We start from the raw sequence: 15572 nt of genomic DNA, 5'->3' as shown, positions 1-15572 counted from the left end.
TCGAGCCGTGGGTTCATGAGTCCTGATATTCCGCCATCTGGCGTTCCGCCTCGCTCAACCGTGCGCGGGCAGCGTCTATTGCAGCGGACTCTGCGTTCTCGTCGCGCTCAAGCTTGCGCAGATCGGCTCGGGCAAAGGCGAGCTCGGTCTTGAGCGCTCGCTGGCGATCATCGACTCCCGGCTTGCTGGTCCGTACCAGCTCGGGCGCGGGTTTATGCGAAGCATCCTCGGCAGCGTGCAGCGCTTGCTCCGCTGCGCTCAGCGCATCACGCAGACGACTGAGCTCCGGTTCTTCGGCGCCGGCTTTCTCGGCTTTCTTGAGTTCGGCGCGCTTCATCGCCAGTTCGATCTTGGCTTTCTTCAGTGCATCGTCAGCGGCTGGCTTCGCATCCGGTGTTGGCGCCGAATTCTGCGCGGCACTGAGGTCCTGCTCTGCTTCATGCAGCTGCTGGCGCAGGCGGGCGAGTTCGGTTTGTTGGTCGTCGTCCGGTGCTTCGACCTTCTCCAGCTTGCGGATCTGCGCCTTGAGCATGGCAGCTTCGATCTTGGCTTTTTTCAGTGCTTCGTCATCAGCCGGCTTGGCGGCGGGAGCGGGTGCTGCGCTCTGCGCGGTACTAAGGGCCTGCTCTGCTTCGTGCAGTTGCTGGTGCAGGCGGGCGAGTTCGGCTTGCTGGTCGTCGTCCGGCGTTTCGACCTTCTCCAGTTTGCGGATCTGCGCCTTGAGCATCGCAGCTTCGATCTTGGCTTTTTTCAGCGCTTCGTCATCGGCCGGCTTGGCGGCAGGAGCGGGCGCTGCACTCTGCGCGGCGGTCAGCGCCTGTTCGGCGTCGTGCAGTTGCTGGCGCAGGCGGGCGAGTTCGGCTTGCTGGTCGTCGTCCGGCGTTTCAACCTTCTCCAGCTTGCGGATCTGCGCCTTGAGCATGGCAGCTTCGATCTTGGCTTTTTTCAGTGCTTCGTCATCGGCCGACTTGGCGGCGGGAGTGGGCGCTGCGCTCTGCGCGGCACTAAGGGCCTGCTCTGCTTCGTGCAGTTGCTGGCGCAGGCGGGCGAGTTCGGCTTGCTGATCGTCATCCGGTGCTTCGATCTTCTCCAGCTTGCGAATCTGTGCCTTGAGCATGGCGGCTTCGATCTTGGCTTTTTTCGCAACGGCATCGTCTGGCCCTGGCGCAGTGGCGGGCGGAGCGGAGTCCGCCTGCATGGCGGCATCCAACGCACGCTGCGCGGCCTCGGCGGCGTTGCGCAGATCGGCAACCTGGGCTTCCAGCTCGGCAGTGGCATGGGTGGCCAGCTGCTTCTCGGCTTTCTTCAGGGCGACCTGGGCCATGCTGGCCTCGATCTTAAGTTTCTTCTGCGTTTCGGAAAGGCTGGTCTTCTGTGCCGGGGCCGCCGTCTCGGCTGTGGTCGCGGTCGGGCTGCTCTCGCTTTGCGCCGCCTTGGCGCGTGCAGCACGTTCGGCACGGGCCTTGCGCTCGGCTTCCTTCTGTTCTTCGGCGCGCCGTAGACGTTCCTGGCGAAGCTCGAAGCGCTGCTTGGAGTGCTCGGCCTTCTGCTGCTTCTGCTCCAGCTCGCGGATCTCACCCTTGGCAGCGCGGTAATACTGCACCAGGGGGATGTTGGAGGGGCAGACGTAGGCGCAGGCGCCGCACTCGATGCAGTCGAACAGGTTATGGGCCTTGAGTTGCTCATGCTCCTGGCCGAGGGCAAAGAAATGCAGCTGCTGCGGTAGCAGGCTGACCGGGCAGGCCTCGGCGCACTCTCCGCAACGGATGCACGGCAGAGCGGGCGGCGGTGGCGGCAGCTCTTCCAGCGTGCTCGCCAGCAGGCAGTTGGTGGTCTTGACCACCGGCACCTCAAGGGATGGCAGGCTGAAGCCCATCATCGGGCCGCCCATGATCAGACGGTTGAGCCTGTGCTGATCGAGACCGGCGAAGGCCAGCAGTTCATCCACGGGGGTGCCGATCAGCACCTCGACGTTCATCGGCCGCGCCAGCGCCTCGCCGGTCAGGGTGGTGATGCGCGAGATCAAAGGCTTGCCGAGGAGCACGGCGTCGTGGATGGCGACGCAGGTTCCGACGTTCTGGCAGAGCATGCCGATATCCGCCGGCAAGCCGCCACTGGGAACCTCTTCTCCGGTGAGAATCTGGATCAGCTGCTTTTCGCCGCCGGACGGATACTTGGTCGGGAAGACCTTCAACGTGAAGGGGCGCTCGCCGATGGCAGCCCGCACTGCGGCGATCGCTTCGGGCTTGTTGTCCTCGATGCCGATCAGTACCTCTTGCGGCTGAATCAGGTGCGCGAGTATCTCGATCCCCGCGACCAGCTCGGCCGCCTTTTCACGCATCAGCAGGTCATCGGCGGTGATGTAGGGCTCGCACTCGGTGCCATTGATGATCAGCGTGCGGATCGTCTGGGTCGGCGGGGGGCTGAGCTTCACGGCGGTGGGGAAGCCGGCGCCGCCGAGGCCGCTGATGCCGGCCTGGCGAATCAGCTCGAGCAGGGCAGGGCGCTCGAGCTCACGGTAATCCGGCTGCGGATGCAGGTCGATCCATTTGTCTTCGCCATCGCTGTCGATGACGATCGCGTTGGCGAGCATGCCTGATACGTGCGGGTAGGGCTGCGGGCCGATGAAGCTGACCACTCCCGAGGTAGGAGCATGCAGCGGCGCGCTGACAAACCCGCTGGCGACAGCGATCTGCTGACCTTTGAGTACCTGTTCGCCAAGAGTGACGCAGGGCTCGGCCGGCGCTCCGAGGTGCTGCGTCAGTGGCAGGACCAGGCGCTTGGGCAGCGGGGCCGGCTGGATCGGGGTGCGGTTGGACAGATCCTTGTGTTCCGGTGGATGAATGCCGCCGTGGATGTCCCAGATCTTCAGTGCGGTCATGCGGCCTGCTCCCGATCAGTTGCGATCAGCTGGCCGGGCGCCAGCGGCCGGTTCCATTTCCAGCTCTGCAGGTTGCTGCCGACTTCGATCATGTCGATGCAGTCCACCGGGCAGGGTTCGACACACAGGTCGCAGCCGGTGCACTCGGAAATGATCACGGTGTGCATCTGCCGCGCGGCACCGACGATGGCGTCAACCGGGCAGGCCTGGATGCACTTGGTGCAGCCGATGCACTCGGCTTCACGGATGTAGGCGACCATCTGCGCCTTTTCGCCACCCTCGGCATCCAGCGGCTCCGCCTCGACATCGAGCAGATCGGCCAGGGCCTGGATGGTCGCTTCGCCGCCCGGTGGGCACTTGTTGATCTTGTCGCCGCCGGCAATGGCTTCGGCGTAGGGTTTGCAGCCCGGATAACCGCACTGACCACATTGGGTCTGGGGTAGCAGGGCATTGATCTGCTCGGCGATCGGATCGCCTTCGACACGAAAGCGCACAGCGGCGAAACCGAGGATGGCGCCGCCGAGCAAGCACAGGGCGAGCAGGGCGAGGATCGCGATGACGACTGCGCTCATAGCTTGATCAGCCCGGTGAAGCCCATGAATGCCAGCGACATCAGGCCGGCGGTGACCATGCCGATCGCCGCGCCCTGGAACGACTTCGGCACGTCGGCAATGGCGATGCGCTCGCGCATGGCGGCGAACAGTACGAGCACCAGGGAAAAGCCCAGCCCCGCGGCGAAGCCGTTGACGGTGGCGGTGAGAAAGGTGAATTCGGCCTTGTTGGCATTGAGCAGCGCCACGCCGAGCACGATGCAGTTGGTGGTGATCAGCGGCAGAAAGATGCCGAGTACGCGGTACAGCAGCGGACTGGTCTTGTTCACCACCATCTCGGTGAACTGAACGGTCACCGCGATCACCAGAATGAAACTGATGGTGCGTAGAAATTCGAGGTCCAGCGGCTTGAGCACATACTGCTGGACGAGGTAGCTGCACATGGCAGCAAGCGTCAGCACGAAGGTGGTGGCCAGCGACAGGCCGATGGCGGTCTCGATCTTCTTCGAGACGCCCATGAACGGGCACAGACCGAGGAACTGCACCAGCACGAAATTGTTGACCAGGATGGCGCTAACCATGATCAGGGCGAGTTCGGTCATCTAGGGTCTATTCCCGTTCCGTCCGCTCTGCGAGAGCCGTGGGGCTAAAGGGCCGCTATTATCGGGAAGCAGCGGCAGCCATACAAGGTGCGGCGGCCCGTCGCGGTCCTCGCGCGACGCATGACGTCGTGTCAGAGCTGCCGGTTGTCCGCTGTTTCTGCAGCTGTCTCACGGTTGTGGTCTGATGAATCGAAGCCTGTGACGCCATCGGAGGTGGTTTCCATGAGCATTCGTTCTTCACTGCTTATTCTGCTCTGTGTCGGTCTGGGCATGAGCCTGCAGGCCCATGCGGAGCGGCGAGACGGCGTCTGGGTCTTCCAGGCGGAGAGTCCGCGCTACTACAACCCGGGGCCGCGACACTATGACCGGGACTATCGTCAGCACAACCGTCCGCATCAATACGACCCGCGAAGCCCTTATTCCCACTATCCGCAGTACCCGCGCAACCTGCCGCCGCGTTATCAGAGTCAGCTTCCGCCGCAATACTACGACCGCCATCGCGGCTTCGAACGACGTGGCTACTGGCGTCAGGAACATCGCCAGCAGCGTCCGCCGCTGATCAGGGATGGGCGCGATCATCGGCTACGGCCGCATTACGATAGGGGCGGCCGCCAGCACTACTATCGGTGATGAGAGGGCATTCAGGCCAGGACGGTCAGTGGGTGATCCCCTTCCCAGGTCGGCTCGAAGTGCGCCTCGATCACCGCTGTCGGAACGTGGTGGGCGTCCGGCCAATGCCAACCTGGCCTATTGTCCTTGTCGATCAGGCGGGCACGGACGCCTTCGGCGAACTCCGGGTGGCGACAGCAATTCAGGCTTAGCGCGTACTCCATCTGCAATGCCTGGCCCAGCGACAGCTTCCGGCCTTTCTCCTGCTGTCGCCAGGCGAGATGGGCGCTCAGTGGGCATCCGTCGCGCAGGCTGCGAGCGGCCTGCGCGATTACTTCGTCAGAATCATCCTGCAACGCGGCCAAGGCCTGCCATGCATGCGCGAGCTCAGCCACGTCCAGCAGTTCATCGATCCGCTCTCGTCGTGGCAGCAATCTGGGTGCGGGCAGCTGTTCAGTGGCGTGCCTGGACAAGGCCCGCAACAGACTGTGCAGCTGGCTGTGCGCCTGGTCCTGCCAGTTGATCTGGACCAGCCCCTCGATGAGTTCGGGCTGTTGCTCGTCCATCAGGCAGCGGTCGGCAAGACCGATGTCCAGTGCATCGCGGGCACTCACCCGCGTGCCGGTGAGGCCCAGAAACAGACCCAGCCTGCCAGCCAGGCGAGGAAGGAACCAGCTCGCGCCGACATCCGTATGCAGGCCGATGGCGACTTCCGGCATCGCCAGCCAACTATCCGGTGTAACGATGCGGATCGTCGCGCTCTGCAGGAGCCCCATACCGCCGCCCATCACGTAGCCATGGCCCCAGCAGATCAGCGGCTTCGGGTAATGGTGCAGCAGGTGGACGAGGCGGTACTCGTCGGCGAAGAAACGCTCGGCCAAGGCCGGCACCGTTCCGGGCTCGCCTCGGCAGGCCTCTGCAAGGCGTCGTACGTCGCCACCGGCGCAGAACGCCTTGGCACCGTTCCCGCGTAACAGCACGCAGGCGACTGCCGGCTCATTGGCCCAGCGGCCAAGCTGGTCAAGCAGTGCGTCGATCATCGGCAGGCTCAGGGCGTTGAGTTGCTGCGCGGCGTCCAGGGTGACAATGGCTATTCGCATGCCATGCAGCGCGGGGCGTTCTTCGAAGGTGACGTGCATGTAATCCTCGGCGCCGGATTGGTGGGCAGGTCCTGTAAGGCTGCGTTTGGTACGGCGGTCATCGGTTGCGCCAGCGAGGGTCGCGCTTCTCGAGGAACGCATTGACACCCTCCAGGGTGTCGTCGGCCTCGAACAGCTCGACGAAGGCCTCGCGCTCGGCGGCGGCAAGCGTATTGGGCACACGTTTACGGGCCGCGTCGATCAACGGCTTGATGGCACGCACCGCAACAGGGCTTTGCCGCGCGACCCGGGATGCGAGCATCAATGCGTGGCCACGCGACTGGCCGGGCTCGACCACCTGCTCCACCAGTCCGATGCGCAGCGCAGTTTCTGCCGTGATGCGCTCGCCACAGAGGATCATGCGTTTGGCCCAGCCTTCGCCTACCAGCCAGGCCAGTGCCTGGGTGCCGCCCGCACAGGGCAGCAGGCCCACCGATGCCTCCGGCAAGCCCATTTGCGCCTGCTGCTCGGCGATGCGCAGGTCGCAGGCCAGTGCGCATTCCAGGCCCCCGCCAAGGGCGAATCCGTTGATTGCAGCGATGGAGACACCGCGGAAATCGCGCAGCGCCTCAAAGGCTTCGCCAAAGCGGCGGGCCATTTCCCGGGCTCGGTTGCGATCACCATCAGCGAAGAGTTTCAGGTCCGCACCCGCGCTGAAGAACTTCTCGCCCTGACCGCAGATCACCAGTGCGTAGATTTCGTCATCGTGGTTCAGATGGTCGATGATCTGCTTGAGCCCGATGAGCGACTCGCGGTCCCAGGTGTTGGCAGGCGGATGGTTGATCGTGATGAGGGCGGTGTGACCATGCTTTTCCACGGTCAGCTTGTGGGTCAGGTCGAAGACACCGGCTTGGTAGGGCTCTACTGCAGTGCTCATGGTCGAAATCCTCGTGCGTTTCAGGGCTCCGCTGACGAGCGACCGGTAACGTCGCTCCTCTTGAGAGTCCTTCAATGCAGCGAGGTTGCAGCGTTCCGGTCGGTCAGACGACCCGATGGAGCGCCTGGGTGCTGTCCCAGGTGCTCCATCGTTCTGTCACTGTAGCCTAGCCGGCTGCCCGCCCGCGCGACGCTCTTCCTGCCATTCGGCCAGCGACGGCGCAGCCTGCTCGCCGGATAAACGGTGGACGATCTCGAAATAGTCCTGCTTGAAGCGATCCTTGAGCACTTCTTCGCGTGGCTTTACCTGAATGGCGTAGACGGTCTGCACGTTCTGGTGGTCGAACTCGCGCCACTGCTGCTGATCCTTGAGCAGGCTGTAGCTGTGGTTTTCCAGGGCCGTGATGACTTGCTCACTGCCGATGCTCTTGGCGCGAGTGGCGGCATCTGCCCACTGATAGACGATGCTGTAGGCCGAGGCGGCAGAGCTCGATGGGTGCGTCTGGTAACGCTCACCGAAGTCGCGCACGAATGCCTTACCGCGTTCGGAACCTTCGAGTTCGGGTACGCGCCAGGTCCAGGGCTCGGTGCCGAGCACGCCGCGCATGATGTCCGGGCCGGCGAGTTCGACCATGGACTGCGTCAGGTTGGGAACCGCAATCTGCATCTTCTTGTTCAAGTCGAGTTCGTCGGCGATACGCATGGCTCGCACCATGTCTTCGCCAAACAGGACCAGTACCAGGACCTCGGCACCGCTGTTGGCCGCCTTTTCCAGCGCCGCGCGGTAGTCGGACAGGCGTGCGCCGGGGAAGGCCGTCTTGACCCCATGGTGCTTGTTCTGGTCGACGGTGCCGGTCGCCTGGCGCAGCGAGCTCTCGCTGGTGTGGCCCCAGGTATAGTCGGAGGTGATGTAGAAGTAGGTCTTGCCGGGCATTTTTTCGTTCAGATACTGCCCCAGCACCCGCGCGCTCATCCATGCGTTATTGCACTCGCGGAACATGTAACGGTGGCCATCCTTGCCAGTTGTGTCGTTGGAGTAGGTCAGGGTGCCGAAGTAGAGCAGCCCCCGCTCCTTGGCGCGCTTGCTCGCGGCAATGGCCACCGCGCTGGATACGCCGCCGAACAGCATGGCGACGCCTTCATCCGCCATCTTGTCGACGTTCGCAACGGCCTTTTCGGGGCGGGATGCGGTATTGCGGCTAATCAGGCGTAGCGGGCGGCCCAGAACACCGCCCGCCTCGTTGATCTCGTCGATTGCCAACAAGGCTCCGCGCATTTGTGCAAGGCCTTCTTCCTTGTAGCTGCCGGTACGGGGGTAATTGAGGCCGAGCGTGATGGGGTCAGCAGCCTGAGCCGTAAGACAGAACCCCAGCCCTAGCGCCAGAAGGGTGATCCGGTTCATAGCATGTTCCTTGTTATAGCTTTTGTTATTGGTTTATTGGCAGTTAGCTTTTTTACCCTGCCGCCGGTGCGTGCGTCACTCTTTATGTGCGGCTCGAAGGCGGCGCCGGCGTCAGTACGTGAGCCAGGTGCGATTATGACTAAAGGAGGGAGGGTGGATCTTGCGGTGACGCCGTGATTTCGCCGGTTTGCGGTTGACAACCATGATGGCGTTTTCTAGGGTTCGGCGGCTACGCCATCCGGAAACAGCTCATGACTCAAGACGATCGCATCAGGCTGGAGGCTGGCTGGAAAGAAGCGCTGCGCGAGGAGTTCGACAAGCCATACATGCTTGAGCTTGGCGCTTTCCTTCGGCGAGAGAAGGCTGCGGGCAAGGTGATATTTCCGCCGGGGCCGATGATCTTCAACGCGCTCAATTCCACGCCGCTCGATCAGGTCAAGGTAGTGATCCTTGGGCAGGACCCCTACCACGGTGCCGGTCAGGCCCATGGGCTTTGCTTTTCGGTACAGCCGGGCGTGGCGCCACCGCCGTCACTGCAGAACATCTTTAAGGAACTCAAGCGCGACTTGAATCTTGATATCCCTCAGCATGGCTATCTGCAGCACTGGGCAGAACAGGGCGTGCTATTGCTCAATACTTCGCTCACCGTGGAACAGGGTGTCGCCGGTTCGCATGCCAAAGCGGGGTGGCAGCTATTCACCGATCGAATCATTGAGGTGGTCAGCGAGCGGCGTCCGCACCTGGTATTCATGCTTTGGGGCGCCCATGCGCAATCCAAATCGAAACTGATAGACGCCACGCGGCATCTGATGCTGAAGTCGGTGCATCCTTCGCCTCTCTCGGCGCACCGCGGATTCATCGGTAACGGTCACTTCAGTCGCGCCAACCAGTTTCTCACGCAGCAGGGGATGCAGGTGATCGACTGGCAACTTCCGGCTGAGGTTTAGCCCGACACCCAGGCGGTATCGGGCTAGGTTTTGGTCAGTCTTTGGCGCCGTGCTTGGCCTGAAGGTCCTTGGCCTGCTTGAGATGCTCTTCCAGCTTCGGCAGCGTTTTTTGAGCGAATTGCTTCAGGTCGGCGTTCTCGCCACCCTCCACGTAGTCCTGATACATCTCGATGGTCTGCTCGTGAGCGACGACCTGATTGTTGGCGTAGGCTTCGTCGAAATTCTCGCCATCACGCAGCTTCAGGATCATGGCTTTAGCCTTGTCCATCAGCGTGGCCTCGTCGGACATTTCCAGGTCTTTGGCCTGGGCCAGTTGCGCAAGCTCCTGATTGGCCTTGGTGTGGTCGCCGATCATCATCTGGGCGAATTGCTTCACATCCTCCGACGTACCCTTGTCCAGGGCCATCTTTGCCGTTTCGATTTCTGCAATACCTTTGGCCGAAGCCTCGTCGACGAAGTTTTCGCCTTCGGCGGCAAGCGCCAGGTTAGCCGCTACTCCGAACAGCAAGGCGAATGCGCCCGAGAAAATTGTTTTGGTTGCTCTGGTCATTGCGTTCTCCTTTCTTCACCTGACTTGTGTTGGCCGGGAGGCAGACACAAGGCGCGATGCGGCGAGATTGCCGTCCCTTTTTGTGACTAGGTGCCATAGGGACGGTTCCTCGCTTTCGGGCGAACGGTGTCCGGTGCTTACTGAAGCATGCTCATGGCTGCGTCCATGGCGGCAGACAGGTCCTCGTCCTCCTGCATCAGTTCGCTCGGATCGAGCCCCAGCTTGGCGAAGGCGGGAACCTCGCTCCAGTCCAGCTGCGCGTAAGGGTGCTGGGTGCCCATATAGCTCTGCAGGGTGGCGACTTGCACCACGTCTACATAATCGACTGCGGCCGAATTGCGCTGGAAATCGGTGTACTGACCAGCCACCGACACGATTGCCTCCGGGAAATCCCAGGTGCGCAGGATTTTCTCACCCACCATCGGGTGAATCTTGTCGATGACGTGATTGAGGCTGAACGAGTCCGATAGCAGGGCACTGTGCTCTTCTGCGTAGGTCAGGATCGGCAATATGCCGATCTGATGGACCAGTCCGGCCAGGGTCGCCTGATCAGGCATCAATCGTGTGTAGTGACGGCAGAGCACATGACTGATGGCGGCGACTTCGGTGCTCTTGTTCCAGACCTCGCGCATCTTGCGATCGACGACATCGGTGGTCGCCTGGAACATCTGCTCCATCGCCAGGCCTGTGGCAAGGTTGCAGGTGTAATTGATGCCGAGACGGCTGACCGCCATCTGCAGATCGTCGATCTCGCGACTGGTACGCAGCAGCGGGCTGTTGACCACCTTGATGATGCGTGCGGCGAGGGCTGCGTCGGCGCCTATCACCTTGCTCAGTGCCGGAATGCTGATGTCCGGGTCCTCGGCCGCCTCGCGGACGCGCAATGCCACCTCCGGCAGGGTAGGCAGAACCAATTCATCGTTCTCGATCGCGAGCGTCAGATCGCGCTGGACTTTCTCGGCAAGGGTGCTCATGTCATTCCTTTATGTGTCGGTCAGTGTCGCTAGGGCGCTTCAGGTCAGGGTGCTTTGCCCGTGGTCCATGGTGCGCCTCTCAGGTATTTGCTTTCTGGCTCCGGTTCGCACTAGCGCTGAATTTCCAGATCCGCATTCAGGCTGTAGGGAAGCTCGAGCAGACTCATCGGCAATCCGTCCGGGGAGCCCAGATACAGGCGGCCGTCAGCGGCGGCATCCTCCTGCAGTACGGCCAGTAGCTCGATTCGGTCGGTGTCACTGGCGGCTAGCACGACCTCGCCGACGCTGGAGCCATGCACCGGCGAGAAAATCTCAACGCCCGGAGCTGGCAGCTCGTCCTGTCTGCCGTCGATCAACAGGCGCTGCAGGCGGCGCTTGAGTTTGCCCAGATACTGCATGCGCGCGACGATTTCCTGGCCGGTATAGCAGCCCTTTTTGAAACTCACGCCGCCCAGTGCCTGCAAATTGATCATCTGCGGGATGAACAGCTCGCGAGTGCTGCCGAATACCTGGCCGATGCCGGCGCGAACCTGGTCCAGCAGCCAGCGATTGACTGGCGCTTCCTGAAGCTGCGCGGCCAGGCGCGTGCGGACCTGCTCGGCGTCGGCGCCTGGGGTCCAGAGCTCGACGCGGCCATCCTGCAGACGGATCGCGATCATGCCGTGGCTCCGCACCACACTGTCGGCGGTCAGCGGCAGATCCAGGCCCAGGCTGACCAGCGAGCCGTCTCCGCCCGCAAGACCGAATCGGCACCAGTCGGCGCTCTCGTCGTTCAGGCGGGACTTGGAAAATACGGCGTATTTGTTCAGATCGGCTTGTTGCAGTTGCAGCAGCTCACTGGCCATTGCCAGCAGGTAACCGTCGCCATCCAGCACGATGCGGAAACTCGACTGCATGCGCCCCTTGGGCGTGCAGCGTGCGCCCAGACTGGATGTCTCGGCAGTGAGGTAGCTGAGGTTGCAGGTCAGCTGACCCTGGAGAAACTTGCTGGCATCCGGGCCGCGTACGGCAAGGACGCCTTCATGCGACAGAACGCAAAAATAAGCAGTGTCGGTCATGATTGGTCGTCGTCAGAATCCGGGTGGGCATCATAGCAGCCCGGCGGAAACGGTTGCGTGATGACGGGTTTGCAGCTCGACGAAAAAAGCGACTGATGAGTTCGGTGCAGCCGCTATAATGCGCGCCTTCTCAAAAGGAGCCGATGTATGGCTGAGCAATCCGAACTCAATCGTCTGTTTTGGCAAAGCCGTCGCGGCATGTTGGAGCTGGATGTGTTGCTGGTGCCTTTCGTCAAGGAGGTCTATCCAGGTCTCGATGAGGAAGATCAGCACCGCTATCGCAAGCTGCTGAGTTGCGAGGATCAGGACATGTTCGGCTGGTTCATGCAGCGCGGCGAGCCCGAGGATGAGGACCTGCGGCGCATGGTTCGCATGATCCTCGATCGTGTCCAGCCCAAGTAATCAATCATTCGAGTGTCGCTGGCAGCCGTCCAGCTGGTTGTTGACACTCTATCTAGGGGTTCAGGCGCTCGCCCTGGCCGCCATCGTGCTGTCGGCTGCGCCGCTATGGTTGCAGCTGATAGCGCTTCTGTTTTGTCTGGCCCACGCGCTGTGGGTGTTGCCGCGCGGGATTCTACTGTCCAGTCGGGATGCCTGGTCTGGCCTGCGCCACGATGCTGCGGGCTGGCACCTGTGGAGCGAGCGGCAGGGATGGCAGGCAGTTCAGTTGCTGCCTGACAGCCTGGCGCTGCCACTGATAGTCGTGCTGCGTTTTCGCGTGCCGGGCCGGCGGTTAGCTGGCAGCATCTGCGTGCCCCGCGACGCACTACCGCGAGAGCAGTATCGTCGACTGCGGGTGCGGCTCAAGTTCAGTCGACGTAGGTGGGCGGCGCCAGAATAGTGTCGACCGCCTGCGGCAGCAGCTCCGGGTAGTCGAGGGTGTAGTGCAGTCCTCGGCTCTCCTTGCGCAGCATGGCCGAGCGAATCATCAGGTCTGCAACCAGCGCCAGATTGCGTAGTTCGAGCAAGTCACGACTGACCTTGTAGTTGCTGTAGAACTCGTCGATCTCGCTCAGCAGCAGGCGCACCCGGTGCTGCGCGCGCATCAGCCGTTTGTTGGTGCGAACGATGCCGACGTAGTCCCACATGAAGCGCCGCAGCTCGTCCCAGTTGTGCGCGATGATCACGTCTTCGTCGGAGTCGGTCACCTGGCTGGCGTCCCATGCAGGTAACGTTGCTGCGTTGGTGACTTGGGGCAGTTCGCGCAGGATGTCCTGAGCGGCCGCCCGTCCGTAGACGAAGCATTCGAGCAGCGAGTTGCTGGCCATGCGGTTCGCGCCGTGCAGGCCTGTGAAACTGGTCTCGCCGATGGCGTAGAGGCCGGGGATGTCGGTGCGTCCAGCCTGATCCACGACTACGCCGCCGCAGGTGTAGTGCGCTGCGGGTACCACCGGAATCGGCTGGCTGGTGATGTCGATGCCGTATTCCAGGCAGCGCTCGTAGACGGTGGGGAAGTGGCTTTTGATGAACTCGGCAGGCTTGTGGCTGATATCGAGGTAGACGCAGTCGATGCCTAGTCGCTTCATTTCGTGGTCGATTGCGCGTGCGACGATATCGCGCGGGGCGAGTTCTTCCCTGGCATCGAAACGCGGCATGAAACGCTCGCCGTTAGGCAGCTTGAGCAAGGCACCTTCCCCGCGCAGGGCTTCGGTCACCAGAAAGCTCTTCGCTTGCGGGTGATAGAGGCAGGTAGGGTGGAACTGGTTGAATTCCAGATTGCCGACGCGGCAGCCCGCTCGCCAGGCCATCGCAATGCCATCGCCGCACGCGCTGTCCGGGTTGCTGGTGTACAGGTAAACCTTGGCCGCGCCGCCGGTAGCCAGTACGACGAATCGTGACTGGAAGGTTTCGACCTCGCCGGTGCTGCGATTGAGCACATAGGCGCCCAGGCAGCGTCTGCCCGGCAGCCCGAGTTTGTGTTCGGTGATTAGGTCGACTGCAACGCGCTGCTGTAGAAGCTCGATATTGCTCTGCTTTCTGGCCTGGCCAAGCAGCGTGTTGAAAATGGCTGCGCCAGTGGCGTCGGCTGCGTGAATGATGCGCCGATGGCTATGGCCGCCCTCGCGGGTCAGGTGAAATTCGAAACTGCCGTCTTCGCGATCCGGGGCATTGTCCCGCGTGAAGGGCACCCCTTGCTCGATCAGCCACTGGATGGCCTCGTTGCTGTGCTCGACCGTGAAACGGACGGCGTCTTCGCGGCACAGCCCTCCTCCGGCGATGAGGGTGTCGGCGACATGTGACTCTACGGTGTCGGTCGTATCCAGTACTGCGGCGACGCCACCTTGGGCCCAGTAGGTGGAGCCGTTGGAGAGATCGCCCTTGCTGAGAACGGCGATGCGAAGATCGGTCGGCAGGTTGAGTGCCAAGGTCAAGCCGGCGGCACCGCTGCCGATGACCAGCACGTCGTATCGTAGAACCTGGTTCATGTCCAATTCCGGCGGGAAAAACGAGCCCTAGTATATAGACGGGATGTAGCGCCAAAATAGGCGACTGTGTGTTTGTCTTCTAACGAAGGGAACTTTTCCTTCGCGGGGTGGCTCAATAGGCAGTTATGAATGCAAACCAGCTGGCCATCGTGAATGGGCGGTGCGAGTTTGCTATGGACACCAGGACGGCGTCGTCAGCAATGGCGCAACGCTGTGGTGCAATCGCCGTCAGGTATTGCAGGATAGCTTGCTAGGAGGGGGGAGAACTTTTGCGTAAAGCCCGGGTCTATTCTGGCAGGTCGGTTCGCTGGTGTGAGCGACGCTACTCCGCTACCGAGGAGGAGCGTTCATGTTGACTCAGGAGCAGGACCAGCAGCTGGTTGAACGAGTGCAGCGTGGTGACAAGCGGGCGTTTGATCTGCTGGTAATGAAATACCAGCACAAGATCCTTGGGTTGATCGTGCGGTTCGTGCATGACTCTCATGAAGCTCAGGATGTTGCCCAAGAGGCTTTTATCAAAGCCTACCGCGCACTCGCCAATTTTCGCGGTGACAGCGCTTTCTACACTTGGCTGTACCGCATCGCCATCAATACGGCGAAGAATCATCTGGTGGCGCGCGGCAGACGCCCGCCAGATAGTGATGTGAGTTCCGAGGATGCCGAGTTCTATGAGGGCGATCATGCGCTCAAGGACATCGAGTCACCGGAACGCTCGCTGCTCAGGGATGAGATTGAAGATACCGTTCATCGAACCATTCAACTTTTGCCAGAAGATTTGCGTACGGCTCTAACACTGCGTGAATTTGATGGTCTTAGTTATGAAGACATTGCGAGCGTCATGCAGTGTCCGGTGGGCACAGTGCGTTCCCGGATCTTCCGGGCACGTGAAGCCATAGATAAAGCATTGCAACCCTTGTTGCATGAATCCTGAGACAGCGGCGACAGCCAAGAGAGGAACCGCCATGAGTCGTGAAGCCCTGCATGAATCGCTGTCCGCGGTGATGGATAACGAAGCGGACGAGTTGGAATTACGTCGCATGCTCGCAGGCGACAACCCGGAGCTACGTGCTACCTGGTCGCGTTATCAACTTGCCCGTGCCGCCATGCACAAGGAGTTGATCGAGCCGCGCCTGGATATCGCTTCTGCGGTATCGGCTGCGTTGGCTGATGAGGCCGCGCCGGTCAAGGCGCAACGTAACGGATGGAAAGGCCTCGGCCGGCTGGCAGTGGCTGCTTCGGTTACAGTCGCTGTTCTGGCCGGTGTACGTCTGTACAATCAGAATGAGGTTGCTGGTCCGCAGCTAGCGCAGCAGGCTCCGCAACCAAGTATTTCGGTTCCGCAGACCAGTCAAGGGCCGGCGGTTCTGGCTGGTTACAGTGAGCGAACCGAAGCGCCTGCACAGGCAGCGGCAGATGGCGCTCCGGTAGAGCGCTGGCACGAAGAGCGTCTGCCTTCATATGTTCGCCAGCATGCCCAGCAAGCTGCCTTTGGTAATGGATCGGAGAGCGCGCTGCCTTACGCTCGCGCGGCCAGCATGGAAGAACGTTAGGGAGAAA

The 15572-nt window shown here is 61.8% G+C and carries 16 protein-coding genes; 6 read left to right on the top strand and 10 right to left on the bottom strand.

Annotation, left to right across the window (positions count from 1 at the left end; translation table 11 throughout):
- Window positions 1-13: 13 nt before the first annotated feature.
- The 3 genes from rsxC to rsxA are packed head-to-tail and all read right to left on the bottom strand — an operon-like array spanning window position 14 to window position 4034.
- Window positions 14-2881: an electron transport complex subunit RsxC gene (rsxC, locus tag LLJ08_RS15125; protein WP_228207385.1), complete on the bottom strand. Its 2868-nt coding sequence runs from the start codon at window positions 2879-2881 to the stop codon at window positions 14-16.
- On the bottom strand, window positions 2878-3453 hold the full coding sequence (rsxB, locus tag LLJ08_RS15120) for an electron transport complex subunit RsxB (RefSeq protein WP_041014730.1): 576 nt from the start codon (window positions 3451-3453) through the stop codon (window positions 2878-2880). Before rsxB ends, rsxC begins: the two co-directional genes overlap by 4 nt.
- Window positions 3450-4034, bottom strand: coding sequence for an electron transport complex subunit RsxA (gene rsxA, locus LLJ08_RS15115; RefSeq protein ID WP_003282096.1), 585 nt, complete (start codon window positions 4032-4034; stop codon window positions 3450-3452). Before rsxA ends, rsxB begins: the two co-directional genes overlap by 4 nt.
- Window positions 4035-4256: 222 nt before the next feature.
- Here rsxA and LLJ08_RS15110 point away from each other — a divergent pair, with 222 nt between their 5' ends.
- Window positions 4257-4664 carry a hypothetical protein gene (locus LLJ08_RS15110; RefSeq protein ID WP_041014729.1) on the top strand — a complete coding sequence of 136 codons (408 nt, stop codon included), beginning with the start codon at window positions 4257-4259 and terminating at the stop codon, window positions 4662-4664.
- 11 nt (window positions 4665-4675) lie between these two features.
- Here the strand turns inward: LLJ08_RS15110 and LLJ08_RS15105 are convergent, their stop codons facing one another.
- The 3 genes from LLJ08_RS15105 to LLJ08_RS15095 form a co-directional block, all read right to left on the bottom strand.
- Window positions 4676-5782 (bottom strand): enoyl-CoA hydratase/isomerase family protein, encoded by a 1107-nt coding sequence (locus LLJ08_RS15105; RefSeq protein ID WP_228208952.1) that lies wholly within the window; start codon window positions 5780-5782, stop codon window positions 4676-4678.
- 58 nt (window positions 5783-5840) lie between these two features.
- A complete protein-coding gene (locus LLJ08_RS15100) occupies window positions 5841-6659 on the bottom strand; it encodes an enoyl-CoA hydratase (RefSeq protein WP_023443970.1) in 819 nt (272 codons plus the stop codon).
- A gap of 156 nt (window positions 6660-6815) precedes the next feature.
- Window positions 6816-8060 carry an ABC transporter substrate-binding protein gene (locus tag LLJ08_RS15095; protein WP_228207384.1) on the bottom strand — a complete coding sequence of 415 codons (1245 nt, stop codon included), beginning with the start codon at window positions 8058-8060 and terminating at the stop codon, window positions 6816-6818.
- A 251-nt stretch (window positions 8061-8311) separates the two neighbouring features.
- Here LLJ08_RS15095 and ung point away from each other — a divergent pair, with 251 nt between their 5' ends.
- The gene (ung, locus tag LLJ08_RS15090; RefSeq protein WP_228207383.1) at window positions 8312-9007 is read left to right on the top strand and encodes a uracil-DNA glycosylase; all 696 of its coding nucleotides are present in this window, start codon (window positions 8312-8314) and stop codon (window positions 9005-9007) included.
- Between the two features lie 34 nt (window positions 9008-9041).
- On the opposite strand, the gene LLJ08_RS15085 is transcribed toward ung, so the two are convergent.
- The 3 genes from LLJ08_RS15085 to ygfZ all read right to left on the bottom strand — a co-directional run bounded on the left by LLJ08_RS15085 (window position 9042) and on the right by ygfZ (window position 11589).
- A complete protein-coding gene (locus LLJ08_RS15085) occupies window positions 9042-9557 on the bottom strand; it encodes a DUF4142 domain-containing protein (protein WP_228207382.1) in 516 nt (171 codons plus the stop codon).
- Window positions 9558-9694: 137 nt separating this feature from the next.
- Window positions 9695-10531: an HDOD domain-containing protein gene (locus tag LLJ08_RS15080; RefSeq protein ID WP_014819513.1), complete on the bottom strand. Its 837-nt coding sequence runs from the start codon at window positions 10529-10531 to the stop codon at window positions 9695-9697.
- 110 nt (window positions 10532-10641) lie between these two features.
- Window positions 10642-11589: a CAF17-like 4Fe-4S cluster assembly/insertion protein YgfZ gene (gene ygfZ / locus LLJ08_RS15075; RefSeq protein ID WP_228207381.1), complete on the bottom strand. Its 948-nt coding sequence runs from the start codon at window positions 11587-11589 to the stop codon at window positions 10642-10644.
- A 147-nt stretch (window positions 11590-11736) separates the two neighbouring features.
- On the opposite strand from ygfZ, the gene LLJ08_RS15070 reads away from it, so the two are divergent.
- Entirely contained in the window at window positions 11737-11991 is a 255-nt protein-coding gene (locus LLJ08_RS15070; RefSeq protein WP_014819515.1) for an FAD assembly factor SdhE, read from the top strand.
- Complete coding sequence (locus LLJ08_RS15065) at window positions 11975-12430, top strand: protein YgfX (RefSeq protein WP_228207380.1); 456 nt, start codon at window positions 11975-11977, stop codon at window positions 12428-12430. The genes LLJ08_RS15070 and LLJ08_RS15065 overlap by 17 nt, the downstream gene beginning before the upstream one ends.
- Here the strand turns inward: LLJ08_RS15065 and nadB are convergent.
- Window positions 12399-14015 carry an L-aspartate oxidase gene (gene nadB / locus LLJ08_RS15060; RefSeq protein ID WP_042926723.1) on the bottom strand — a complete coding sequence of 539 codons (1617 nt, stop codon included), beginning with the start codon at window positions 14013-14015 and terminating at the stop codon, window positions 12399-12401. The two genes, LLJ08_RS15065 and nadB, sit on opposite strands and share 32 nt — an antisense overlap.
- 349 nt (window positions 14016-14364) lie before the next feature.
- Here nadB and rpoE point away from each other — a divergent pair, with 349 nt between their 5' ends.
- Entirely contained in the window at window positions 14365-14946 is a 582-nt protein-coding gene (rpoE, locus tag LLJ08_RS15055; protein WP_003282114.1) for an RNA polymerase sigma factor RpoE/AlgU, read from the top strand.
- A 31-nt stretch (window positions 14947-14977) separates the two neighbouring features.
- Window positions 14978-15565 carry a sigma-E factor negative regulatory protein gene (locus LLJ08_RS15050; protein WP_023443963.1) on the top strand — a complete coding sequence of 196 codons (588 nt, stop codon included), beginning with the start codon at window positions 14978-14980 and terminating at the stop codon, window positions 15563-15565.
- Window positions 15566-15572: the final 7 nt, after the last annotated feature.

Source organism: Stutzerimonas chloritidismutans (genome assembly GCF_020783375.1).
GTDB classification, from domain to species: domain Bacteria; phylum Pseudomonadota; class Gammaproteobacteria; order Pseudomonadales; family Pseudomonadaceae; genus Stutzerimonas; species Stutzerimonas kunmingensis.
This window is presented reverse-complemented; position numbering and strand designations above follow the sequence as displayed.